The following is a 22,710-nucleotide window of genomic DNA, read 5'->3' as shown; positions in this document are numbered from 1 at the left end:
CCCCGTGGGGATTTTTTTGCCGCTAATTTCAAATCACGGCCTCAATAAAAGCCTGTACTATGTGGCTGTCGCTCGCTTTACGCCAGATAGCATAAATATCGCTGCGCATTTCATTCCCGCACTCGATATACGCAACCTCTCGCTGTCGCGCCAGGCTTTCAGGGACAAACGCATACCCCAACCCCGCGGTGACGCAGGCGAATATCACGTCGTAGCATTCCACCTCCAGCAGCGCGGCGGGGATGAGTTGCTGCTTCTGCAACCAGGCATCCACCAGATGGCGATAGTGGCATTGCCGCGAATAAACATAGAGATCGCTTTTTGCCAACAACGCTGGCTGATACGCCCCGCCAATGAAGACCAAACGCTCCTGAAAAGCACGCCGGCTCTGCAACTGCGGATGTTCTATCGGCCCATCAGAAAACACCACGTCCAGCGTCCCTTTTTGCAATTGAAACTCCAGATCCAGCGAATAGCCCTGCACCACACTCAACTGAACACGGCGGTTCTGCGCACGGTAATGCGCCAACTTTTGCGGCAGATGATGGCTCAAGGCGATATCCAGCGCGCCAAGCTTCAGTTCACCCTGCACCGGATCCTGTTCAAGCTGCGCTCGCGCCCGCTCTTCGATAGCCAAAAAGCGCTTGGCCTTTTGGTAAAGCGCTCGGCCTTCCGGCGTAAGCGACAACCGATTGCGCTCACGATCAAATAGCGTAACGCCACACGCCGTTTCCAACTCTTTTAATTTCTTGGTCACGTTAGAGGGCACGCAAAACAGCCTCTCCGCCGCTGCCGTCAGACTCTCCGACTCCACCACCATGCAAAAGGTGGCTAACTGGGCACGTTTAAACATATCAAGCCTTCACCAAAAGTGAATAACTCACGAACTTTATTTCACTTTTAGTCAGTCATCAAGCCCGTAAAATCCTCGCTGTCAGCACAATGCTGCCCCCTGGAGATATCCAGTTTCATTCCCGACCGAGGAAATAAACCATGATCACGCTTAACGTCTTTTTTCAGGTCAACCCGGCCAAGCGACCCGCGTTTCTCAGCCTGCTCAACACCATGGTGCAGGAATCCAATAAAGAAACCGGCTGCTCTTTTTATCAGCTTTGGCAATGCCAGAACGATGAAAACAGCTATGCGCTGATTGAAAACTGGGACGATAAGGCGTCGCTTGCGGCGCACCAGAAAACACCGCATTGGATCGCCTTTAACGATGCCGTCAACGGGTATTTGACCCATGACTACGATGAGCATCATTACACGGAAATCGCTCGCTAACATCGCGTGAACCGGCCCAATGCGGGCCGGTTTCATTCCGCTGTCTGATCGAACAAACCCCGCACTGGACAAACTGCTAACCAATTGTCGAATTTACTAAAATCTGTTAAATTGATCACAAAATCACGGTGGAGAAACCACGATGAAATTGGCGATATACAGTACCAAACAGTATGACCGTAAATATCTCGAACTGGTGAATCAGCAGTTTGGCTATGAGCTGGAATTCTTCGACTTTTTACTCAGTAAAAAAACCGCCAAAACGGCCGCCGGTTGCAAGGCGGTGTGCCTCTTCGTCAACGACGACGGCAGCCGTGAAGTGCTCGAAGAACTGGCGGCGCTGGGCGTCGAAATTCTCGCCTTGCGCTGCGCCGGTTTTAATAACGTCGATCTGGACGCCGCCCAAGAACTGGGCATCAAGGTGGTGCGCGTGCCGGCCTACTCGCCGGAAGCTGTGGCAGAACACGCGGTAGGCATGATGATGTGCCTGAACCGCCGTATTCACCGCGCCTATCAACGCACGCGCGACGCCAACTTCTCGCTGGAAGGGCTGATCGGCTTTAACATGCACAACCGCACCGCCGGCGTGATCGGCACCGGTAAAATCGGCGTGGCGACGATGCGCATTCTGAAAGGCTTCGGCATGAAGCTGCTGGCCTACGATCCGTTCCCGAGCGAACAGGCGCTGGAACTGGGCGCGGAATATGTCGATCTGAAAACGCTGTACGCGCAGTCCGACGTGATCACCCTGCATTGCCCGCTGACGCCGGAAAACCACCATCTGCTGAATGCCGACGCCTTCGCGATGATGAAAAACGGCGTGATGGTGATCAACACCAGCCGCGGCGCGCTGATCGACTCCACCGCCGCCATCGATGCGCTGAAACAGCAGAAAATCGGCGCGCTGGGGATGGACGTTTACGAGAATGAACGCGATCTGTTCTTCGAAGACAAGTCGAACGACGTGATTCAGGATGACGTGTTCCGCCGCCTCTCGGCCTGCCACAACGTGCTGTTTACCGGCCATCAGGCTTTCCTGACCGAAGAGGCGCTGACCAGCATTTCGCAAACCACGCTGCAGAACATCAGCCAGTTGGATCGCGGCGAAACCTGCCCGAACCAGTTGAACGCCTGAGCGTAACCTCGGGGCGCCCTTGCGGCGCCCTGTTTATTTGAGAGCGCGCGATGAGAAAAACCACGGTAGCCGCCCTTGCGGCGCTGGCCTTAGCGGGGTGCAGCATGAAACCACACACGGCCGTCACGCCAGGCGATCTGTTGCATCACAACTTCGTGTTGCAAAGCGTGGATGGCGAAACGGCGATGTCACCGGCGGGCGGCGGCCTGCTCAATCTGGAGTTCGGCGAGAGCCTGCATGTCTCCGGCGCGATGTGCAACCGCTTCTTCGGCCAGGGGCAATTACGCGACGGCGTGCTGACGGTGAAACCGCTGGCCACGACCCGCAGGCTGTGCCCTGATGAACAGCGCAACCGCTGGGATCGGGTGATCGGCACCGTGCTGGAAAACGGCGCCGAAGTAACGCTAAACGCCCAGCAACTGACGCTCAACGGCAGCGGCCACACGCTTATCTATACCCTGCGCGATTGGGTGTATTGATCCTGCACGCCAGGCCTGGCGCCGCGGGCTTACCCGGCGCAGCTGCCCAGGCCCAGCGTGCGTTCTTCGCACTGCTTGCCGTTCGGCATCTGGCACATGCGCAGCGCTTCACCGTTCAGGTTGTGCGCGATGGTGGTGACGCCGCCGACCGCCGCGCAACCGGCGCTGGTCTGCAACGTATTGATTCTGGCACTGTTGCCCTGCTGTACTGGCTCTTCGTTATTGCTGCTGCACGCGGCTAAAAGCAGCACGGCGCTGGCAAGCAGCCATTTTGATGTCGTCATTATTCCACTCCTGAACCCGGAACTGCGCTGTGTAAAATCGCCATTGCTGATAACGCGCGTCACTTGGCGGACACGTTTCGCTATCTTTGATGCAAACTTGTTTAATCTAGCTCGATATATAAATAATGAAAATATATTCCAGCCATTATTTGTCATTTTTTTGCACCGGCCGAACATTTATTTTGTTTGCAGAATATTTCCGCACCGGCGCGCGGTGCCAAACGTGACGGCGCCACCCGCAGCCAGGCCCCGGCCGCACGCAGAAAGTGATAACGTCACCGCTGCCGATGAGGAAGTTTCTCTCGCGATATCGGTATTCATTATCTTCGCGTGCTTTGAGTGAGACGGCGCATTTTTTGCTACCGGAGAGAAGGATATTTACGTCTATGCTGGCGGCGCTAAGTAATTAGCATTCCACTATTTTCAGTGAATGATGGCTGAATTCTTCAACCGGCGCGACTTGCTGTCACGCCGGCCTTTTTTCACATTAAAATAACACTCAGTGTACCGAGGCTTTGGACAGTAAATTAATCACCAGCACGCCGGCAATAATTAATCCCATGCCGACGATCGCCGGCCAATCCAATTTTTGCTGATAAACGAATACCGCGGCGATCGATACCAGCACAATCCCCATGCCCGACCAAATCGCATACACGATGCCCAGCGGCATGCTCTTGACCACCATCGACAGCCCCCAAAATGCCACGCCGTAGCCCAGCACCACCAGCAGCGACGGCCACAGGCGGGTAAAGCCCTCGGAGGCTTTCAACATGGTGGTGGCGATCACTTCCGCGACTATCGCCATCGTCAAATACATAAATGCGCTCATGGTTTTCTTCTGTCAGTTTGCTGATGCGCAATTATGACGCGCCGGAAATAAATTGTCTTTAAACGGTGAAAACAATTTATTGCCGCCGGTCCCCAATCGGCGAGGAAATACGCCCTTGGCGATTTATCACTCGCCACACAAACACGATAAAGCCACGTTCAAACCCTCTGTTAGACTTTTTCCCATTACTGCGGAAGTGCGCTTTCGCGGCTTTGTGAGCAATGAAAAGGTAATGTCGATGATAACTACAGATGGTAATAACGCAGTCGCTTCCGTGGCCTACCGCACCAACGAAGTGATTGCCATCTACCCTATCACGCCAAGTTCTACCATGGCGGAGCAGGCGGACGCCTGGTCCGGCGATGGCCGGCAAAACATCTGGGGCGACATCCCGCGGGTGGTGGAAATGCAGTCGGAAGGCGGCGCGATCGCCACCGTGCACGGCGCCTTGCAAACCGGCGCGCTGTCGACCTCGTTCACGTCATCGCAGGGTCTGCTGCTGATGATCCCGACGCTGTACAAACTGGCCGGCGAGCTGACGCCGTTCGTGCTGCACGTCGCCGCGCGCACCGTGGCCACGCACGCGCTGTCTATCTTCGGCGACCATTCTGACGTGATGGCGGTACGCCAGACCGGCTGCGCCATGCTGTGCGCCGGCAGCGTGCAGGAAGCGCAGGACTTCGCGCTGATCTCGCAGACCGCCACCCTCAACGCGCGCGTGCCGTTTATCCATTTCTTCGACGGCTTCCGCACCTCGCACGAGATCAACAAGATCGTGCCGCTCAGCGACGATACGCTGCGGCAAATGTTGCCGCAGGCGGCGATCGACGCTCACCGCAGCCGGGCGCTGTCGCCGGATCATCCGGTGGTGCGCGGCACTTCCGCCAACCCGGACACTTATTTCCAGTCGCGTGAAGCCACCAACCCGTGGTATGACGCCACCGGCCAGCACGTGATCGACGCCATGGCGGCCTTCGCCGCCCTCACCGGCCGCCACTATCGGCCGTTCGACTATTACGGCCATCCGCAGGCCGAACGCGTGGTGGTGGTGATGGGTTCCGCCGCCGGCACCTGCGAAGAGGTGATCGACACCCTGCTGACCCGCGGCGAGAAAGTCGGCGTGCTGAAAGTCCGGCTGTTCCGGCCGTTCTCCGCCAAATACCTGCTCGACGCCCTGCCGGACAGCGTGCGCAGCGTCGCGGTGCTCGATCGCACCAAAGAACCGGGCGCGCTGGCCGAGCCGCTGTATCTGGACGTGATGACCGCGCTGGCGGAAGCCTACAGCCGGGGTGAACGCGCCACGCTGCCGCGGGTGATCGGCGGCCGTTACGGCCTGTCGTCGAAAGAGTTCGGCCCCGACTGCGCGCTGGCGGTGTTCCGTGAGCTGGCCCAGCCGCAGCCGCGCCCGCGCTTTACCGTCGGCATCTTCGATGATGTCACCGGGCTTTCGCTGCCGCTGAGCGACGAAATCCTGCCGCAGCGCGCCTCGCTGGAAGCGCTGTTCTACGGTTTGGGCAGCGACGGCTCGGTCTCGGCCACCAAGAACAACATCAAGATCATCGGCAACGCCACGCCGCTGTATGCCCAGGGCTATTTCGTCTACGACTCCAAAAAGGCCGGCGGCCTGACGGTGTCGCACCTGCGCGTCAGCGAGCAGCCGATCAATTCGGCTTACCTGGTCAGCCGCGCGGACTTCGTCGGCTGCCACCAGCTGCAGTTTATCGATAAGTACCAAATGGTCGAACGCCTGAAGCCCGGCGGCACCTTCCTGCTCAATACCCCTTACGGCGCCGACGAGGTCTGGTCAAGCCTGCCGCAGGAGGTTCAGGCGCTGTTGCACCAACGCCAGGCGCGTTTCTATATCATCAACGCCGCCAAGCTGGCGCGCGAATGCCGGCTCGGCGCGCGTATCAACACCGTCATGCAGATGGCGTTTTTCCACCTGACGCAGATCCTGCCGAGCGACGTGGCGCTGCAACAGCTGCAGGACGCCATCGCCCGCAGCTACAGCAGCAAGGGCCAGGAGATCGTCGAACGCAACTGGCAGGCGCTGGGCGCCACCCGGGCCGCGCTGACCGAGATCCCGCTGCAGCCGATCGACGCCAGCAGCCCGATGCGCCCGCCGGTGGTCTCGGACGCCGCGCCGGACTTCGTCAAAACCGTTACCGCCGCGATGCTGGCCGGGCTGGGCGATGCGTTGCCGGTTTCCGCCTTCCCGCCGGACGGCACCTGGCCGGTGGGCACCACCCAATGGGAAAAGCGCAACATCGCCGAAGAGATCCCGATCTGGCAGCCCGACCTGTGCACCCAATGCAACCACTGCGTCGCCGCCTGCCCGCACTCCGCCATTCGCGCCAAGGTAGTTCAGCCGGCGGAGATGGAGCACGCCCCCGCCTCCCTGCAGTCACTGGATGTCAAAGCGCGCGATATGCGCGGCCAGAAATACGTGCTGCAGGTAGCGCCGGAAGATTGCACCGGCTGTAACCTGTGCGTCGAGGTCTGCCCGGCGAAAGATCGCCAGAACCCGGAGGTCAAGGCCATCAACATGGCTTCCCGCCTCGATAATCTGACGGCGGAGAAAGACAACTACGACTTCTTCCTGCAGCTGCCGGAAATCGATCCGACGCAGCTGGAGCGCATCGATATTCGCACCTCGCAGCTGATCACGCCGCTGTTCGAGTACTCCGGTGCCTGCTCCGGCTGCGGTGAAACGCCGTACATCAAGCTGTTGACCCAGCTCTATGGCGACCGCTTGCTGATCGCCAACGCCACCGGCTGTTCGTCGATCTACGGCGGCAATCTGCCGACCACGCCGTACACCACCAACGCCGAAGGGCGCGGCCCGGCGTGGGCCAACTCGCTGTTCGAAGACAACGCCGAATTTGGCCTGGGCTTCCGCCTGACGGTCGATCAACATCGCGCGCGGGTGCTGCGCCTGCTGAATTCGCTGGCACCGCAGTTGCCGGAGCAGTTGGTCAATGCCCTGCAGATGGAAGATGTGGCGCCGGAGCCGCGCCGTCAGCAGATCGCCGAACTGCGCGCGCTGCTGGCAAGTCTCGAAGGCGAAGACGCACGCCAGCTGGCGGCCGACGCCGACTACCTGGTGGATAAATCCATCTGGCTGATCGGCGGGGACGGCTGGGCCTACGACATCGGCTTCGGCGGTTTGGATCACGTGCTCAGCCTGACGGAGAACGTCAACGTGCTGGTGCTCGACACCCAGTGCTACTCCAACACCGGCGGCCAGCAGTCGAAGGCCACGCCGCTCGGCGCGGTGACCAAGTTCGGTGAACACGGCAAGCGCAAGGCACGCAAGGATTTGGGCGTCAGCATGATGATGTACGGCCATGTCTACGTCGCGCAGATCTCGCTGGGGGCGCAGCTTAACCAAACGGTGAAAGCGATTCAGGAGGCCGAAGCCTATCCGGGCCCGTCGCTGATCATCGCCTACAGCCCGTGCGAAGAGCACGGCTACGATCTGGCGCTCAGTCACGATCAGATGAAACAGCTGACCGCCACCGGCTTCTGGCCGCTGTACCGCTTCGATCCGCGCCGCAGCGCCGAGGGCAAGGCCGCATTGGCGCTGGACTCACGGCCGCCGAACAGCAGCCTGACGGAAACGCTGCTGAAAGAACAGCGTTTCCGCCGCCTGAACTCGCAGCAGCCGGAAGTGGCCAGCGCGCTGTATCAGGCCGCCGAGAAAGAGCTGAAGGAGAAATACGACTTCCTCAGCCTGCTGGCCGGCAAGGCGGAAAAATCCGCCACTGAGTAATCCCCTTCAGGGCGCGAGCGATTCGCGCCCTGTTCTTTTACCGCCGGCGTAAGCCGCAGCAATAAAACCTGCTGGCATTCCTGCGCGCAATCCGTACCATACAGGCCTCGCGTCGGGCGCGTGGCGGCAGGATGATGAATAATGATCAAAATCGGCCGGTTGAATGGTAAACTCGCGGTCTACAACGCCATGCCCCTAGTGCCCCCCATTGAGAATGAGCACGATTTAAATGTCAGAAAAGCAATCCGTTAGCCAAAAAGAGCAGTACAACCTGAACAAATTGCAAAAGCGCCTGCGCCGCAACGTAGGTGAAGCGATCGCCGATTTCAATATGATTGAAGAAGGCGACCGCATCATGGTCTGCCTGTCCGGCGGTAAAGACAGCTACACGATGCTGGAGATCCTGCGCAACCTGCAGCAGAGTGCGCCGATCAACTTCTCGCTGATCGCGGTCAATCTCGATCAGAAACAGCCCGGCTTCCCGGAGCATATTCTGCCCGCCTACCTGGAAAGCCTGGGGGTAGAGTACAAGATCGTCGAAGAGAACACCTATAGCATCGTCAAAGACAAGATCCCGGAAGGCAAAACCACCTGTTCACTGTGCTCGCGCCTGCGCCGCGGCATTCTGTACCGCACCGCCACCGAACTGGGCGCCACCAAGATCGCGCTGGGCCACCACCGCGACGACATTTTGCAGACGCTGTTCCTCAACATGTTCTACGGCGGCAAGATGAAAGGCATGCCACCCAAGCTGATGAGCGACGACGGCAAGCACGTAGTCATTCGTCCGCTGGCCTATTGCCGCGAGAAAGACATCGAGCGTTTCTCGATCGCCAAAGCCTTCCCGATCATTCCGTGCAACCTGTGCGGCTCGCAGCCTAATCTGCAGCGCCAGGTGATCGGCGACATGCTGCGCGACTGGGACAAGCGTTACCCAGGCCGGTTGGAAACCATGTTCAGCGCCATGCAAAACGTGGTGCCTTCGCACCTGAGCGATATCAACCTGTTCGATTTCAAAGGCATTCACCACGGTAGCGCCGTGGTGGACGGCGGCGATTTGGCCTTCGATCGTGAAGACATCCCGATGCAGCCGGTCGGCTGGCAGCCGGAAGACTCGGACGACGCGCTGCCTGCGCCGGAGCGGTTGAACGTGCTGGAAATCAAATAAGCCCCCTCGCCGCTTGCCATCCTGCGAGCGGCGACATTTCCCTTTCTCGACGATCTCGATCCTGTTCACAGTTTGCGCAAAATTTACTGGGCGGTGCCGTTTTTACCCTATACTGTTTATTTATACAGTCACTTGGAGAGCGCGCAATGAATATTACCCCCTGCCTGTCCCACGTCTCGCTAGGCTCCAACGATTTCGAGGCCGCCGCGGCCTTTTACGATCGTGCGCTGGCCGCCTTGGGTTGCCGACGCGTGTTGGAACATCCCGGCGCCATCGGTTACGGCCGCGATTACCCGGAGTTTTGGCTGCAGGTGCCGATCGACGGCCGCCCGGCCTCGCCCGGCAACGGTACGCACGTCGGTTTTTTCGCCACCAGCAAGCAACAGGTGGATGAATTCCATCGTCAGGCGCTGCTGGCCGGCGCCGTCGATGAAGGCGCGCCCGGTTCGCGGCCGCACTACGGTGAGGCTTACTACGGCTGCTTTGTTCGGGATTTGGATGGGCACAAGATTGAAGCCAGCTTCTGGGATGAAAGCGCGGCCTGAAGAAGTGTAGAAGCCGAATAAAAAAATGCCGGTGATTAAACCGGCATTGTACGAATCAAATGTGCTATGCAGTAATTCAAAAATAAGAAAGTAAGACAATTATGGAGCGCAACGCCCATCGCTTGACGTTGCATTCACCTGCGAGAGAGATCATGCCCCATTTCCCCCAGCTAAATGTTGATATTGCTCAATGTTAACCGGGTTTTCGTCATTTTTGCCTACAGCCAGCGGCTGCGCTTCAACCACCAGGCGACGCCAAGCACCAACCCGACCAGCATCAGGCAAAATGCCGCAAATCCGAGGGGATTACCGCCGCCCGGAATACCACCAAGGTTGACCCCGAACAACCCGGTCAGAAAGGTGGTCGGCAGAAATACCATCGCCAACAATGACATGGTGTAAGTGCGGCGGTTCATCGCGTCGGCCATCACCGTGGTGATTTCGTCGGACAAGATGGCGGTGCGCGCGATGCTGCCGTCCAGATCGTCTAATCCCCGCCCCAGACGGTCGGCGATGTCCTGCATGCGGCGGCGATCGTCATCGCTCATCCACGGCAGGCGGTCGCTGGCCAACCGTGCGAAGACGTCACGCTGCGGCGCCATGTAACGGCGCAGCACGATCAGCTGTTTACGGATCAACGCCAGCTGGCCGCGCTCCGGCACCTGCTGCTCCAGCAAGGCGTCCTCCAGATCGATAATCTTGTCGTGCAGATCCTCGATAAATTCGCTGGTGTGATCGGTCAACGCATCGGAAATCTCCACCAACCAGCTGCCGCTGTTGGTCGGCCCGGCGCCGCTTTGCAGATCGTTCACCACCTGATCGATGGAATACACCTTGCGGTGCCGCGTGGAAATAATCAGTTTATCGGTGATGTATACGCGGATGGTGACCAGCTGGTCCGGCCGTGAGTTGGCGTTGAAGTTGATGCTGCGCAGGGTGATCATCGTACCTTCGCCCTGGCGGCTGACTCGCGGCCGTGAGCTTTCGCCGGAGAGCGCTTCGCGCACGGAGTCCGGCAGCAGCGGCGTGGTACTCAGCCATTCAGCGCTGGCCGGGTGCGCGTAATCAAGATGCAGCCAGCACGGCGCGTCGCAGGTGATCTTGTCATCCTGCTCGATCGGCGTTACGCCCCCCTTACCGTCCAGCTGATAAGCGTAAACCGCATCGGCGATCTGCAGCTCGCTCCCCTCAATCACATCCATTCATTTATCCCCTCAGTCTTGCTTATGTTGCTGAGTCTAGCGTTAACGCCTTGGAGATCAAAGGCCAAGCTGTAACGCCAGTTTTCACATTGTCCTATAAGCGTGGTCTATACTTCTGCCGCAAGGAACGCAAGACAGCCCGAGAGGAGACTCGCATGTTACAAATCAGCGCCGCAGATATCTTGAAAATCGTCTTACCGACCGTCATTACGCTGTTTATCGCCGTCGTCAAAACCCCTTTTCGCATTCGGCGGGAAAACCACGATAAGCTGCTAAACCTGCTCGAATCCGTCGAGAAGCCCCAAAGCGCTCCCATACGCCTGTTGCGCTTTCGCGACTATATCGGCAACAGCAGCGCCGGCCTTGTTGCGCTGCAGCTGCTGCTGGCATTGCCGGACAGCGTAGCGGCGCTGGAACGCTATCGTTTCACCGGTGGCCGCCAGCAAATCTTGCGCGCCACGTCCGCAGGCTTCGTTTTGCGGCCAAGCGCCAATAACGCTTTCAAACGTTTCCTGCTTTCCTGCCGCTACTTTTTGCTGTATTTGGTGTTCGTTACGCTGCTGGTGCTGTTCCCCGCTTTGACTCAATGGGGACTCCAGCAGTTAGGGGTATTGATTACGCCCTATTCACTCAGCTATCTGCCTAATGCACGCATAACCAACGGCTGGCAGCTGCTGTTCCCTGGCTTATTATTTATTATCATTATGCTCAGCCTGACATATCTGACCTTCAGGCAGTTGGCACGCGCGGGTAACCTCAGCTCGGAACGCGCCTTTTATCGCTACTATCAACGAGCGCGTGAGGAACAACGATGCCGGGAGGTTCTGAAACAAATGCGCACTGCGCTGCGCCGGACCTGACGAGGATGCGCCGCCTGCGCTGCATCGCAATGGCCGCTCTGTTGTTGTTGAGCCAATCGGTTCGTGCAGAGCCGCTGTTGGAGCGTCTCGCCACGCCCTATCACGCGCCGACGGCGGCGGGTTCACTGCCTTATTTTGTCGCTCACGCTCAATCCCCCCAGCCACGCACCGCACTGGTGGTGATGCACGGGCATCCACGCGACGCCGCCAAGTCGTTGCAAGCGGCGATCGACGCCGCGCAGGGAGCGGGAGACAACGGCTTGCTGGTCGCCCCGCTGTTCCCGGTGCCGGAAAAACTCGCCGCCCACTGCCATTCCGCCGGTCTGCCCCAGCCGCAAGACGGCGACGCTCTGTGGCGCTGCGGCTCCTGGATCGCAGGCGGTTTGGATAATGACGGCAAAACCGGCTCGTTCAACGCCATGGATAGCCTGCTGGCCGACCTGAAACGGCGCTGGCCGTCGCTGCAGTCGATAACCGTGGCCGGTTTTTCCGCCGGCGCCCAGTTCGTGCAGCATTATGTCGGCTTTGCCCATCCGCCAGGCGGAGTGCGTCTGCGCTATGTGGTAGCCGACCCCGGCAGCTGGCTCTACTTTGATAATCTGCGCCCCCAGCCAACCAACGGGGAGCGCTGCAGCAGTGAAAAAACGTGTCGATTCCGCTGGCAAACGGTGAACGCCGGCCAGTGCCCACAGGCCAACCGATGGAAATACGGGCTGGAAGCGCTTCCCGCTCACCTGCAGCGCACCGCAAACGCGGCCCGCCTGCGCTATGTGGCGGCCGATATCACCTATCTGGCCGCCGCCGAGGATACCGGTACCGCGCCGGGCGCCTACTATCGAGTACTCGACAAATCCTGCGCCGCCCAGCTGCAGGGCCCCTACCGTTTACAACGCGCCCTGGCCTACGCCGACTACGATCGGCGTTATCTGGCGCCGGAGAAGCCGCATCGGTTAACGATCGTTCCCGGCTGCGGGCACAACGTCGCCTGCGTATTTCCCGCCCCGGCGGCCAGGCGGGCACTTTTCCCCATTAATGCAGACTAATAATAACGGCAATGAAATAAACCCTTGCCGATAAATCAGACAATATCGCCGATAAAGCGCTGGCAATGCCGTTATTATTATGACTTAACATATTGCTATCAATTTTAATTCAAAATGATAATAATAAATCAACACAAAGCTGTTTCAGCGCAAATTTTAGGGGCATATACTTTTCTCACTACGAGGAGGTAGTTATGTTACGCGACCATTTAAAAATAAACGCCAGTGACACGCTGGAAAAAATCAGCAATATCCATTTGCAAAACCAGGGCCAGGAAGAGATCAGTGAGTTTGTGGTGAAAAACGCCGCCGGCCTGCAGATTGGCAAGGTCTCCGTCCACGATCGTTTCAGCACTCGCCGCTCTTATCCCACCAGCTATCGCATCACCCAAACCGACATGAGCGGCCGGGTGGTAGTGGATGCCATGCGGGACTGTCTATAAGCGTAACCACTCTCTGAAATAGCGAAAATAATGTGATGATGGCAACCCTGTTTATTATTAAACGGGGTTTATCGCGTGGAGAAATTAATTACCCTATTCGTTGCACCGTCGAAAAAATAAAGCCCCCGCATTACGCGGGGGCGGAAAATAAGCCCAATCAGTGTTTGATAATATACATCGTTTGGCTATAGGCCACGTCTTCCGGATTGGTGATCGGGTAGCCTTTTACCCACGGTTTGATCAGGCGGCCGTTGGTGTACTGGTAAATCGGCGCGATCGGCGCCTGATCGGCAATGATCTGCTCCATCTTGTTGTAATCGGCGGTCACCGCCGCGGGATTGGTTTCCCGCCCCGCCTGCGCCAGCAGCTTGTCGTAATCCGCATTCTTGAACTTGGCGATGTTGCCGCTGTGGGTGGAGGTCAGCAGCGACAGGAAGGTCGACGCTTCGTTATAGTCACCCACCCAGGAGGCGCGGATCACGTCGAAATTGCCGGTGTTGCGGCTATCGATATAGGTTTTCCACTCCTGGTTTTGCAGCTTGACGTCAATGCCGAGCTTCTTCTTCCACATCGAGGCCACGGCGATGGCGATCTTCTGGTGGCTTTCCGAGGTGTTATACAGCAGCGTCAGCTTCAGCGGGTTGTTCGGGCCGTAGCCGGCCGCCTGCAGTAACGCCTTGGCCTGCGCGTCCAGTTCCGCCTGCGATTGCTGTTGCAGCAAACTCGCCTCCGGTTTGAACCCGGCGGTCACGTCGGGCGTGAAGTGATAGGCCGGTTTTTCGCCGGTGCCCAACACTTTTTCCGCGATAATCTTGCGATCGATGGCGTAGGACAAGGCCTGGCGCACCCGCACGTCGTTGGTCGGCGCGCGCTGGGTGTTGAACGCGTAGTAATAGGTGCCGAGCTGGTCCGGCGTGTACACCTGCCCCGGAATGTCTTTCAGCAGCTTCTGATACATGTTTTTCGGGAAGGATTCGGTGATGTCGATGTCACCCGCCAGGTAACGCTTGGTGGCGTTGGATTCCTGGTTGATCGGCACGAAGGTCACTTTGGTCAGCACGGTATGCGCATGATCCCAGTAATGATCGTTAGGCGTCAGCACCAGCTTCTCGTTCACCACCCGCTCCTGCAGTTTGAACGCGCCGTTGCCCACCAGATTGCCGACCTTGGTCCAGTCGTTGCCGTATTTTTCCACCACCGCCTTATTCACCGGGAACAGACTGAAGTTGGCCGTCAGGCTGACGAAGTAAGGCACCGGTTTGTCCAACTGCACTTTAAGCGTGTAGTCGTCCGGCGCCGACACGCCCAGGCGATCGGCCGGCAATTTGCCGCTGATGATCTGTTCGGCGTTCTGGATCCCCGCCAGCTGTGCGAACCAGGCGAACGGCGACAGATTTTTCGGCTCTACCAGCCGCTGCCAGCTGTAGACGAAATCCTTCGCCGTGACAGGGTCACCGTTTGACCATCGCGCGTCTTTGCGCAGATGGAAAATGTAAGTCTGGTTGTCGCTGGTCTGCCAGCGTGTGGCGACGCCGGGGATCACTTTCCCGTTGGCGTCCTGATTGACCAGCCCTTCGAACAGATCGCGCGCCAGCTGGGCCTCCGGCAGGCCAACCGCTTTGATCGGATCGAGCGAGGCCGGTTCGTCTTTAATGTGGCGCACGATTTCCTGTTTGGCCGCCAGCGCGGTGCCCGGGGGAACCTGCGCCGCCATGGCGCTGCTCATACAGGCGCCGATCGCCGCCGCGCAAAGCGCCAAACGAAAACCCCGTTGCATTTTTCTTCCCGTCATTATGATGTTCCCCCGTTAACCATCTGAATTTTTTATCATATAGCACAAGATCCGTCCGGCCTAGCGCTCACGGCCGAGAAGTTGCAAAAAGTGCGATTCAGGCGATAAAAAAACCCGTGCGGCGCAGGGCGGCACGGGCGGTGTTTGCAGCAGCGACCGTCAGTCGTACAGGTGGATGCTGTCGATGCGGTAGCTGAACTCTTCGCCCTCTTCTTCATCGAACACGGTGAAAAAGCCTTTCTCAGCCAGCGGACGGGCCGAAATATCGGTTTTTTGCAGCTGACGCGCGTCGGCGTCGTCGTAGCCGTAATCAAGGTAGAAGACATCTTTCTGGTAATCGATATGCAGGGTGAACGGATAGTTCGATTCGTCCCCGCGCCCGTCGTCGTTTTTCACCACGCCGAACCACTCCCCCTGGCGGATCTGGTTTTCAGCGTCCACGCCGCACAGCAGCGTGATGGTATCATTTTCATTTTCGCTATAGCTGGCGATGATTCTGGCTACTGGCATGTTAAATCCTCTTGCGGGTGATTGGCTTAGCACTGCCGTTAGTATAACAACAGCGTCAGGCCAGGTGCGGTTTAATTGGCGTTTTCGCCGCCGCCGCGTCACAGATCGCGCAAACGCCGCACAATTGCGATGGGAAAGATGCCTCAAAGCGTAATACACTGAATAAAATGACAATGACTCTCGGCCTTTTACTCAGGGACAACACCATGACCGAACATCGACCGCGCAGTGAACGTGGCCAGTTGGCCGTCGCAGGAGAGAATTACGGCAGCTCGCTGCTGGGCGCGCCGCTGCTCTATTTCCCGGCGGCGGTCAGCGGCCCGGAGACTGGGCTTATCATCGCCGGCACCCACGGCGATGAGAGCGCCGCCATCGTGACCCTGTCCTGCGCGCTGCGCAGCATTGCGCCCGAGCAACTGCGTCACCACGTGGTGCTGGCGGTCAACCCCGACGGCTGCCAGCTGGGGCTGCGCGCCAATGCCAACGGCGTCGATCTGAACCGCAACTTCCCGGCCGCCAACTGGCGCTCCGGCGACACCGTCTACCGCTGGAACAGCGCGGCGCCGGTGCGCGACGTCAAGCTTTCCACCGGCGGGCGCCCCGGTTCCGAACCGGAAACTCAGGCGCTGTGTCACCTGATCCATCGCCTGAAGCCGCACTGGGTGGTGTCGTTCCATGAGCCGCTGGCCTGCATCGAAGATCCCGCCAGCTCGCGACTCGGCGTTTGGCTGGCGCATAAGTTCGAGCTGCCGCTGGTGACCAGCGTCGGTTATGAAACGCCCGGTTCGTTCGGCAGCTGGTGCGCGGATCTGTCGCTGCCGTGCATCACCGCCGAATTCCCGCCGATCTCCGCCGATGCCGCCAGCGAGCGCTACATCGACGCGATGACCGAGCTGCTGACCTACCCGAATTAATCCCTACGGGGCGATATCGACGATCGCCCCGCATTCGAACGCCAGGCCCGGTTCGACGTCCCGCGCCAGCCAGGTTGGGCCGTCCAGATCGACGAAGCGGGCCGCCGGCGCCAGCGGCAAGGCGGCAGATATCGCCCGCGACGTGCACAACATGCAGCCGAGCATGATAGCGAATCCTTGTTCGCGCGCGGCCTGCGCCAGCGCCAACGCCTCGGTCAAGCCGCCGGTTTTGTCCAGTTTGATATTGACCATCTGATAGCGCTGCGCCAACCGCGGCAGATCGGCGCGGGTGTGGCAGCTCTCATCGGCGCAGATCGGCAGTGGATGAATAAAGTGCTCCAGCGCGGCGTCGTCACCGGCCGGCAGCGGCTGCTCCAGCATCGCCACGCCAAGATCGGCCAGCAACTGACAGCGCGCCGCCAGCCCTTCTGCCTGCCAGGACTCATTGGCGTCGACAATCAGCGTCGCCTGCGGCACCGCAGCGCGGATCGCCACCAATCGTTCGCTGATATAGTGATCGTCGAGTTTGATCTTCAGCAGCGTGGCACCCTGCTGCTCCAGTTCACGCGCGGCGAAGGCCATCGCTTCCGGCGTGCCGATGCTGACGGTCTGCGCCATACGGATATGCGCCGGGGCCGTCACGCCGCTGCGCTGCCACAGGCTCTGCCCGTGCAGGCGGCACTCCAGATCCCACAGCGCCGAATCCAGCGCGTTGCGGGCGGCGCCCGCCGGCATCTGCACCCGCAGCTGTTCGCGGGTCATGCCTTGTGCGATCGCCGGCGCCATCTCTGCCAGCTGTGCCATCACCGATTCCTCGCTCTCGCCGTAGCGCGGGTACGGCGTGCATTCACCGATGCCGCGCACGTCCTGCTGTTCGATTTCGACCACCACCACCCGGGCTTCGGTGCGGCTGCCGCGCGCAATCACGAAGGCGGTATGCAGCGGCCAGGCTTCCGGGTAAAAACGCATGTCTCTCATAACGGCTCCTGAGCGAAAACTGCGCATTCAGCCAGGCTGATGCGCCGGTGATGTTTTATAGAACAGCCTAATATATACAACTATTTAGCAAACTTTGATATCCAATCCGCCCCGGTTGTCATAAACTGGCGCCAGGGTGTGAACCTGATGTTAAATGCCGTTACCGGCGCACCGTTTCATCAGGTTCATACCCTTTGTATAAACACCTGTAAAAGGAATCTAGCAATGACTCAGACAGTACATTTTCAAGGCAATCCGGTCAGCGTAGCGGGCAAGCTGCCACAGCAGGGCGAACAGGCCAAGGCCTTCTCACTGGTTGCCAAAGACCTGTCAGACGTGGCGCTGAGCAGCTTCGCGGGTAAACGCAAAGTCCTGAACATCTTCCCTAGCATCGATACCGGCGTCTGCGCGACTTCGGTGCGTAAATTCAACCAGCTGGCCAGCGGCCTGGATAACACCGTGGTGCTGTGCATCTCCGCCGATCTGCCGTTCGCGCAGTCTCGCTTCTGCGGCGCGGAAGGCCTGAGCAACGTGGTTACCCTGTCCACCCTGCGCGGCACCGAATTCAAGCAGGCGTACGGCGTCGAAATCGCCGAAGGCCCGTTGGCAGGCCTGACCGCACGTGCGGTCGTGGTGCTGGATGGCCAGGATAACGTGCTGTACAGCGAGCTGGTGAACGAAATCACCACCGAGCCGGACTACGACGCGGCGCTGGCTGCGCTGAAATAACAAAGCCGGCGTTCGCCGGCTTTGGATACCCATAAAAGGCGCCGCACGGCGCCTTTCTTATTCCTCGCCCTCAGCGCCGCCTTTACGGCTGCTCAGGCCATACTCGCGCAGCTTGTTGGCGATGGCGGTATGGGAAACGCCCAGTCGCTTCGCCAGCTTGCGGGTGCTGGGATAGGTGCGATACAGGCGCGTCAGCACCGAGCGCTCGAAACGCTTGCTGATGTCGTCCAGCGAACCGTCCAGCACCTCGTCGCCCAATGACATCTCCACCTCGAACTCCGGCAATACGATATCCTGCGGCCGCAGCTCGTAGCCTTCGGTTTGCGTCAACGCGCGGTAGATGGCGTTTTTCAGTTGGCGTACGTTGCCCGGCCAGCCATATTTGCTGAGGAAGCCGCCCAGATCGTTCGCCAGCTTGGGCCGCGCCACGCCCTGTTCATCGGCGAAGCGCGCCACGAACAGCTCGGTCAGCGGCATGATGTCCTGCGGACGCTCGCGCAATGGCGGGATGGTGATGGTCAGCACGTTGAGGCGATAATAGAGATCTTCGCGGAATTCGCCGCGCTGCACCAGCTCGGTGAGGTTTTTCTGGGTAGCGCAGATCACGCGCACGTCGACGTGCACCTCATGCTCTTCGCCAACGCGGCGGAAGGTGCCGTCGTTGAGGAAACGCAGCAGTTTGGTCTGCATGCGCGGCGACATTTCACCGATCTCATCCAGCAGCACCGAGCCGCCGTTGGCCTGCTCGAAGAAGCCCTTTTTGCCTTCCAGCGCGTTGGGATAAGCGCCCGGCGCATGGCCGAACAGTTCGCTCTCCACCACGTCATCCGGCAGTGCGGCGCAGTTCAGCGCCAGGAACGGCTGTTTGCCGCGCGGGCTGCGCAAATGGCAGGCGCGGGCCAGAATATCCTTGCCGGTACCGGTATCGCCGACGATCAGCAGCGGCGCATCGAGCATCGCCAACTTGCGCGCCTGCTCCAGCACGTGACGCATCTTGGCGCTCACCGCGACGATGTGGTCGAATTCGGTATCGTCGTTCACCGACAAATTTTGCAGCTGGCGGCCCATGCGCGCGGTGGACTTCAGCATCACCACCGCGCCGACCGCGGCCGGCTGCTGCTGTTCGTCTTCCAGGTAGATAGGCGTGATGTCCATCAGGAAGTCCTGGCTGCGGATCACCACCCGCTCGGAATGCGGCGCCGTATGCTCGCTCTCCAGCCAGCGGCTGAAGTTATAGCCGCCGATCAGCGCCCCGGCGGTCTGGTTTCGGATCTTGTCTTCGTTCAGGCTGAACAGCGCCTGCGCCGCCGGGTTGGCCAGCTCGACCTTGCCCTTCATATCGATAGAGAATACCGGTTCCGGCATCGATTCCAGCAGCGCACGCAGCGCGCGATGCTCGCGTTCGGAAGGCATAAAGCTGACGGTGCGCACATCGGTCACGCCGGCGATGCGGCGGATCTCCGCCATCAGCGCGCGGAAAGTATCGAAATCCAGCTGGGAGAAATTGAGGTAAATGCGGCCGATGGGATCGATTTCGATGCCACGCAAGTCAATGCTGCGCGATACCAAAAGATCGAGTAATTCTCGAGTGAGACCGAGGCGGTCTTCGCAAAATACTTCCAAACGCATCAGTGTTGGCCTTATCTCTGCAGGTGCGGGGATCATTGACGATGATGATACTCCCTCGCACCGGGCGGTAGAAGCAGTCTGTCAGCAAAAGTTGACAGAACTCCGATTTATTGCCGTGGTTGCTGATTTTAAACGCAAGCGGATAACAGCATCGGCGTCATTTTAGCCTACAAACAGAGAGTTATCACAACCAGAATTAATTTTGCAGAGATTTATCACGTACTCACAGGGGGATCGACTTTCGTCAAGTCTCGATTACGTCCGGCGTCGGCGCCGTTGAGAAAACGGCGCTCCTGAGAGCGCCGTCGTGGGGGTTATTTGGCCTTGCCGTCGCTCTTTTTCAGCGTGTCTTTCAACTGGCCGATCAGCTGGCTGCGGAAATCGCCAAGCTTCGGCTTTTCCCCTTCCAGCCACGGCAGCGGGCGGCACAGTTCCATCGCCTTGATGCCCAGCCTCGCGGTCAACAACCCGGCGCCGATGCCCTGCGCCGCGCGCGCCGACAGCCGCGCCGCCAGATCCTGCGACATCCAGTCCATGCCCACTTCGCGCACCAGCTCGGAGGCGCCGGCGAAAGCGATGTTCAACAGCACCAGTCGGAACAGACGAATGCGGCTGAAGTAGCCCAGTTCAATGCCGTACAGCGCGGCGATGCGGTTGATCAAACGGATGTTGCGCCAGGCGATGAACGCCATATCCACCAGCGCCAACGGGCTGACGGCGATCATCAGCGTCGATTCGGCGGCGGAGCGGCTGATTTCGCGCCGCGCCTGGTTGTCGAGCACCGGCTGCACCAGTTTGGCGTACAGCTCCACCACTTCACGATCGTTTTGCGTTTCATGCAACGAGGCCTGCCAACGCTGCAGCGCAGGATGCCCCTGATCCAGCCCGGCCTGGCGCGCCAGCTTCTCGCAGAATTCGCGCCCTTGCCCCAGCCCGTGGCTGTGCAACAGCTCGCGCGCCACGTCGCGCTCTTCTGCGCGCTGGCGCAACCGATACAAACGCCGCCACTCGGTGACCACCGAACCGACGCCGGCGAACACGATCAGGCCGCCGGCCACGCCGCCGCCCATGGCGATCCAGTCCTGCTGCACCCAGGCGGTATGCACCCACTGCACGCCCTGCGCCACCACGCTGACGCCGAACAGCGCCAGGCCGGCGGTGACCATTTTGCGCCACAGGCTGCGTTTAGGTTTCAGCGCGGCGTTGATGATGCCTTCGGCGCGCCCTTCTTCCTCTTCCTGCTGCAGCTCCGGCGCCGCCGGGAAAAAGCTTTCCGCCTGCTCGGCATCGAAAGCGACGCCGGCGCGCAACGCCGGTTCCTGCGGCGGTTGCAGCGGTTCGTCAAAATCGATACGCGGTTTGATCGGCTCGCTCATCGCAATTTGTCTCCCAGTAAAAACTCCATCACCGCATCCAGACGGATGTGCGGCAACGGGCTGTCCACGCTCATGGCGCGCGGACGAAACTCATCGAAGTGGAACCCCTGACTCTGCCAGAACGCCGGCCCCGGCAGGCGGGCGGGCACTTCGCCGGGGAACACCGTCAGCGGTGCGCCGTCGCTCAGGCGGTTGCCCTTCAACGCCGGAATGCGTTGCCCCTCATGATCGACGATGCCGCTCTCGGTCGCCTGCACCGAGGCCAGGCCGACGCAATCCATGCTGATGCCCTCGAACGCCGCGTTTTGCCACGCCTCCTGTACCAGCTGTTGCAGCAAGGACACCAGATTGGCGTGCTGATCGGCGGTGATATGGTCCGCCTTGGTGGCGGCGAACATCAGTTTGTCGATGGTCGGCGAAAACAAGCGGCGAAACAGCGTGCGTTTGCCGTAATGGAAGCTCTGCATCAGCTGGGTCAGCGCCAGACGCATGTCGTTGAATGCCTGCGGGCCGCTGTTGAGCGGCTGCAGGCAGTCGACCAGCACGATTTGCCGATCGAAACGGACGAAATGTTCTTTGTAGAAGTTTTTGACGATCGACTGGCAGTAGTAGTTGAAGCGAGCGCGCAACATGCCGATGTTGCTGTGTTTGTCGGCCTGCGCCAGCTTCGATTCGCCGATCGCGGCCACGTCGGGCCACGGGAAAAACTGCAGCGCCGGCGCGCCGGCCATATCGCCCGGCAGCACGAAACGCCCCGGCTGAATGAAGTGCAGCCCTTCGCTTTTACAGCGCAGCAGATAATCGGTGTAAGCCTGGGCGATCGCCGCCAGGCGGTTTTCATCGGCCGGGGCCAGCGGATCGCAGGCCTTGCACAGCTCAAGCCAGGGCTTGGCCCATTCGGCGCGTTCGCCCTGCAGCAGCCCGGTCATCTGGCGCGACCAGGCCAGGTAATCCTGCTCGAGCATCGGCAGATCCAGCAACCATTCACCGGGATAATCGACGATCTCCAGGTACAGCGTGGAAGTGTCTTTGAAATGGCGCAGCAGCGAGTCATTGGAACGGTAACGCAGCGCCAGACGGATTTCGCTGACGCCGCGCGTCGGCGTCGGCCAGGCCGGCGGCGTGCCGTACAACTGCGCCAGCCCTTCGTCATAGGTGAAACGCTGGATACCGAGATCGCGCTGCGGGATGCGTTTGACGCCCAGCAGGCGCTCTTCGCGCACCGGTGAAAACAGCGGCATGCGCGCGCCGCTGTGCACATGCAGCAGTTGGTTGACGAAGGCGGTGATAAAGGCGGTTTTGCCGCTGCGGCTCAGGCCGGTCACCGCCAGGCGCAGATGGCGATCCATTCCGCGGTTGACCAGCGAGGTTAACTCATTTTGCAGTCGTTTCATTGCTCTCCTTGACGTAACGCCCGAATGCCTTGTTCAGGCCTTTACGGAACAGCGGTTCCAGCACCAGTGCCAGCACGAAGCGCACCGGTTTGCGGCCGACGGTCTTCAACAGCCAGCCGGCGGCGCCCGCCGGGCCATAATTCAATAACGCTATGATGATGACTTTAGCCAATGTCTTCAACATTGCCGCCGCTCCTCGTTTAAATCCACCCGTTCTGGCGGTGTTCGCGACATCGATTTTATTCATGACAATGCCCTCCGGCACAAGACGATTAAGGTTACATTCACGGGATTACGGCGGCGAAGATGCCCGGCCTGCCCAGGCCGGGTCTCGCAAGAAG

Annotated in this window: 22 protein-coding genes; 11 read left to right on the top strand and 11 right to left on the bottom strand. The window is 59.6% G+C overall.

Annotated elements, in window-relative coordinates; translation table 11 throughout:
* Window positions 1-28: 28 nt before the first annotated feature.
* Window positions 29-853: a LysR family transcriptional regulator gene (locus ACYF6X_RS07290; protein ID WP_130017392.1), complete on the bottom strand. Its 825-nt coding sequence runs from the start codon at window positions 851-853 to the stop codon at window positions 29-31.
* Between the two features lie 140 nt (window positions 854-993).
* Here ACYF6X_RS07290 and ACYF6X_RS07285 point away from each other — a divergent pair, with 140 nt between their 5' ends.
* From ACYF6X_RS07285 to hslJ, 3 genes are all read left to right on the top strand, one after another.
* Window positions 994-1,284: a putative quinol monooxygenase gene (locus tag ACYF6X_RS07285; RefSeq protein WP_063990000.1), complete on the top strand. Its 291-nt coding sequence runs from the start codon at window positions 994-996 to the stop codon at window positions 1,282-1,284.
* A 142-nt stretch (window positions 1,285-1,426) separates the two neighbouring features.
* Window positions 1,427-2,419, top strand: a complete 993-nt coding sequence (locus ACYF6X_RS07280) for a 2-hydroxyacid dehydrogenase (RefSeq protein ID WP_063990001.1) — start codon at window positions 1,427-1,429, stop codon at window positions 2,417-2,419.
* A 50-nt stretch (window positions 2,420-2,469) separates the two neighbouring features.
* The gene (gene hslJ, locus ACYF6X_RS07275) at window positions 2,470-2,898 is read left to right on the top strand and encodes a heat shock protein HslJ (protein ID WP_063990002.1); all 429 of its coding nucleotides are present in this window, start codon (window positions 2,470-2,472) and stop codon (window positions 2,896-2,898) included.
* Between the two features lie 29 nt (window positions 2,899-2,927).
* Here hslJ and ACYF6X_RS07270 read toward each other — a convergent pair whose 3' ends face one another.
* Both ACYF6X_RS07270 and ssmE read right to left on the bottom strand, forming a co-directional pair.
* Window positions 2,928-3,182: a DUF333 domain-containing protein gene (locus ACYF6X_RS07270; protein WP_015377999.1), complete on the bottom strand. Its 255-nt coding sequence runs from the start codon at window positions 3,180-3,182 to the stop codon at window positions 2,928-2,930.
* A gap of 499 nt (window positions 3,183-3,681) precedes the next feature.
* Complete coding sequence (gene ssmE, locus ACYF6X_RS07265; RefSeq protein WP_025302985.1) at window positions 3,682-4,014, bottom strand: multidrug efflux SMR transporter SsmE; 333 nt, start codon at window positions 4,012-4,014, stop codon at window positions 3,682-3,684.
* Window positions 4,015-4,252: 238 nt separating this feature from the next.
* Between ssmE and nifJ the strand changes: the two genes are divergently transcribed.
* From nifJ to ACYF6X_RS07250, 3 genes are all read left to right on the top strand, one after another.
* On the top strand, window positions 4,253-7,786 hold the full coding sequence (gene nifJ, locus ACYF6X_RS07260) for a pyruvate:ferredoxin (flavodoxin) oxidoreductase (protein WP_130017390.1): 3,534 nt from the start codon (window positions 4,253-4,255) through the stop codon (window positions 7,784-7,786).
* Between the two features lie 229 nt (window positions 7,787-8,015).
* Complete coding sequence (gene ttcA, locus ACYF6X_RS07255; RefSeq protein WP_107226282.1) at window positions 8,016-8,954, top strand: tRNA 2-thiocytidine(32) synthetase TtcA; 939 nt, start codon at window positions 8,016-8,018, stop codon at window positions 8,952-8,954.
* A 146-nt stretch (window positions 8,955-9,100) separates the two neighbouring features.
* A complete protein-coding gene (locus ACYF6X_RS07250; protein ID WP_004930496.1) occupies window positions 9,101-9,499 on the top strand; it encodes a VOC family protein in 399 nt (132 codons plus the stop codon).
* A 218-nt stretch (window positions 9,500-9,717) separates the two neighbouring features.
* Here ACYF6X_RS07250 and zntB read toward each other — a convergent pair whose 3' ends face one another.
* Entirely contained in the window at window positions 9,718-10,701 is a 984-nt protein-coding gene (gene zntB / locus ACYF6X_RS07245) for a zinc transporter ZntB (RefSeq protein WP_107226283.1), read from the bottom strand.
* Between the two features lie 155 nt (window positions 10,702-10,856).
* Between zntB and ACYF6X_RS07240 the strand changes: the two genes are divergently transcribed.
* The 3 genes from ACYF6X_RS07240 to ACYF6X_RS07230 all read left to right on the top strand — a co-directional run bounded on the left by ACYF6X_RS07240 (window position 10,857) and on the right by ACYF6X_RS07230 (window position 13,047).
* Entirely contained in the window at window positions 10,857-11,561 is a 705-nt protein-coding gene (locus ACYF6X_RS07240) for a hypothetical protein (protein ID WP_107226284.1), read from the top strand.
* Window positions 11,513-12,604, top strand: a complete 1,092-nt coding sequence (locus ACYF6X_RS07235) for a hypothetical protein (RefSeq protein WP_107226285.1) — start codon at window positions 11,513-11,515, stop codon at window positions 12,602-12,604. The genes ACYF6X_RS07240 and ACYF6X_RS07235 overlap by 49 nt, the downstream gene beginning before the upstream one ends.
* 194 nt (window positions 12,605-12,798) lie before the next feature.
* A complete protein-coding gene (locus ACYF6X_RS07230) occupies window positions 12,799-13,047 on the top strand; it encodes a hypothetical protein (protein WP_004930507.1) in 249 nt (82 codons plus the stop codon).
* A gap of 157 nt (window positions 13,048-13,204) precedes the next feature.
* Here ACYF6X_RS07230 and ACYF6X_RS07225 read toward each other — a convergent pair whose 3' ends face one another.
* Window positions 13,205-14,839 (bottom strand): peptide ABC transporter substrate-binding protein, encoded by a 1,635-nt coding sequence (locus tag ACYF6X_RS07225; RefSeq protein WP_060439841.1) that lies wholly within the window; start codon window positions 14,837-14,839, stop codon window positions 13,205-13,207.
* Between the two features lie 159 nt (window positions 14,840-14,998).
* Window positions 14,999-15,349 carry a hypothetical protein gene (locus ACYF6X_RS07220; RefSeq protein WP_063990008.1) on the bottom strand — a complete coding sequence of 117 codons (351 nt, stop codon included), beginning with the start codon at window positions 15,347-15,349 and terminating at the stop codon, window positions 14,999-15,001.
* A gap of 206 nt (window positions 15,350-15,555) precedes the next feature.
* Between ACYF6X_RS07220 and mpaA the strand changes: the two genes are divergently transcribed.
* Entirely contained in the window at window positions 15,556-16,263 is a 708-nt protein-coding gene (gene mpaA / locus ACYF6X_RS07215) for a murein tripeptide amidase MpaA (protein ID WP_063990009.1), read from the top strand.
* A 3-nt stretch (window positions 16,264-16,266) separates the two neighbouring features.
* Here the strand turns inward: mpaA and ycjG are convergent, their stop codons facing one another.
* Window positions 16,267-17,241 carry an L-Ala-D/L-Glu epimerase gene (gene ycjG / locus ACYF6X_RS07210; protein ID WP_063990010.1) on the bottom strand — a complete coding sequence of 325 codons (975 nt, stop codon included), beginning with the start codon at window positions 17,239-17,241 and terminating at the stop codon, window positions 16,267-16,269.
* Between the two features lie 225 nt (window positions 17,242-17,466).
* Here ycjG and tpx point away from each other — a divergent pair, with 225 nt between their 5' ends.
* A complete protein-coding gene (gene tpx, locus ACYF6X_RS07205; RefSeq protein WP_063990011.1) occupies window positions 17,467-17,970 on the top strand; it encodes a thiol peroxidase in 504 nt (167 codons plus the stop codon).
* A gap of 57 nt (window positions 17,971-18,027) precedes the next feature.
* Here the strand turns inward: tpx and tyrR are convergent, their stop codons facing one another.
* The 4 genes from tyrR to pspD form a co-directional block, all read right to left on the bottom strand.
* On the bottom strand, window positions 18,028-19,599 hold the full coding sequence (tyrR, locus tag ACYF6X_RS07200) for a transcriptional regulator TyrR (protein WP_063990012.1): 1,572 nt from the start codon (window positions 19,597-19,599) through the stop codon (window positions 18,028-18,030).
* Between the two features lie 314 nt (window positions 19,600-19,913).
* The gene (locus ACYF6X_RS07195; RefSeq protein ID WP_004930545.1) at window positions 19,914-20,975 is read right to left on the bottom strand and encodes a YcjF family protein; all 1,062 of its coding nucleotides are present in this window, start codon (window positions 20,973-20,975) and stop codon (window positions 19,914-19,916) included.
* The gene (locus ACYF6X_RS07190; protein ID WP_130017389.1) at window positions 20,972-22,369 is read right to left on the bottom strand and encodes a YcjX family GTP-binding protein; all 1,398 of its coding nucleotides are present in this window, start codon (window positions 22,367-22,369) and stop codon (window positions 20,972-20,974) included. The genes ACYF6X_RS07195 and ACYF6X_RS07190 overlap by 4 nt, the downstream gene beginning before the upstream one ends.
* The gene (gene pspD / locus ACYF6X_RS07185; RefSeq protein WP_031299672.1) at window positions 22,350-22,616 is read right to left on the bottom strand and encodes a phage shock protein PspD; all 267 of its coding nucleotides are present in this window, start codon (window positions 22,614-22,616) and stop codon (window positions 22,350-22,352) included. The genes ACYF6X_RS07190 and pspD overlap by 20 nt, the downstream gene beginning before the upstream one ends.
* Window positions 22,617-22,710 lie beyond the last annotated feature (94 nt).

The sequence above is a fragment of the Serratia sp. ID 25-353 genome (assembly GCF_054792795.1).
The sequence above is the reverse complement of the archived record's forward strand: the minus strand, read 5'-3'. Positions and strand labels throughout refer to the sequence as shown.

Bases quoted from the DNA above. Each gene is read 5' to 3' on its own strand.
- ACYF6X_RS07290 (WP_130017392.1), bottom strand. From the start codon at position 853: ATGTTTAAACGTGCCCAGTTAGCCACCTTTTGCATGGTGGTGGAGTCG.
- ACYF6X_RS07285 (WP_063990000.1), top strand. From the start codon at position 994: ATGATCACGCTTAACGTCTTTTTTCAGGTCAACCCGGCCAAGCGACCC.
- ACYF6X_RS07280 (WP_063990001.1), top strand. From the start codon at position 1,427: ATGAAATTGGCGATATACAGTACCAAACAGTATGACCGTAAATATCTC.
- hslJ (WP_063990002.1), top strand. From the start codon at position 2,470: ATGAGAAAAACCACGGTAGCCGCCCTTGCGGCGCTGGCCTTAGCGGGG.
- ACYF6X_RS07270 (WP_015377999.1), bottom strand. From the start codon at position 3,182: ATGACGACATCAAAATGGCTGCTTGCCAGCGCCGTGCTGCTTTTAGCC.
- ssmE (WP_025302985.1), bottom strand. From the start codon at position 4,014: ATGAGCGCATTTATGTATTTGACGATGGCGATAGTCGCGGAAGTGATC.
- nifJ (WP_130017390.1), top strand. From the start codon at position 4,253: ATGATAACTACAGATGGTAATAACGCAGTCGCTTCCGTGGCCTACCGC.
- ttcA (WP_107226282.1), top strand. From the start codon at position 8,016: ATGTCAGAAAAGCAATCCGTTAGCCAAAAAGAGCAGTACAACCTGAAC.
- ACYF6X_RS07250 (WP_004930496.1), top strand. From the start codon at position 9,101: ATGAATATTACCCCCTGCCTGTCCCACGTCTCGCTAGGCTCCAACGAT.
- zntB (WP_107226283.1), bottom strand. From the start codon at position 10,701: ATGGATGTGATTGAGGGGAGCGAGCTGCAGATCGCCGATGCGGTTTAC.
- ACYF6X_RS07240 (WP_107226284.1), top strand. From the start codon at position 10,857: ATGTTACAAATCAGCGCCGCAGATATCTTGAAAATCGTCTTACCGACC.
- ACYF6X_RS07235 (WP_107226285.1), top strand. From the start codon at position 11,513: ATGCCGGGAGGTTCTGAAACAAATGCGCACTGCGCTGCGCCGGACCTG.
- ACYF6X_RS07230 (WP_004930507.1), top strand. From the start codon at position 12,799: ATGTTACGCGACCATTTAAAAATAAACGCCAGTGACACGCTGGAAAAA.
- ACYF6X_RS07225 (WP_060439841.1), bottom strand. From the start codon at position 14,839: ATGACGGGAAGAAAAATGCAACGGGGTTTTCGTTTGGCGCTTTGCGCG.
- ACYF6X_RS07220 (WP_063990008.1), bottom strand. From the start codon at position 15,349: ATGCCAGTAGCCAGAATCATCGCCAGCTATAGCGAAAATGAAAATGAT.
- mpaA (WP_063990009.1), top strand. From the start codon at position 15,556: ATGACCGAACATCGACCGCGCAGTGAACGTGGCCAGTTGGCCGTCGCA.
- ycjG (WP_063990010.1), bottom strand. From the start codon at position 17,241: ATGAGAGACATGCGTTTTTACCCGGAAGCCTGGCCGCTGCATACCGCC.
- tpx (WP_063990011.1), top strand. From the start codon at position 17,467: ATGACTCAGACAGTACATTTTCAAGGCAATCCGGTCAGCGTAGCGGGC.
- tyrR (WP_063990012.1), bottom strand. From the start codon at position 19,599: ATGCGTTTGGAAGTATTTTGCGAAGACCGCCTCGGTCTCACTCGAGAA.
- ACYF6X_RS07195 (WP_004930545.1), bottom strand. From the start codon at position 20,975: ATGAGCGAGCCGATCAAACCGCGTATCGATTTTGACGAACCGCTGCAA.
- ACYF6X_RS07190 (WP_130017389.1), bottom strand. From the start codon at position 22,369: ATGAAACGACTGCAAAATGAGTTAACCTCGCTGGTCAACCGCGGAATG.
- pspD (WP_031299672.1), bottom strand. From the start codon at position 22,616: ATGAATAAAATCGATGTCGCGAACACCGCCAGAACGGGTGGATTTAAA.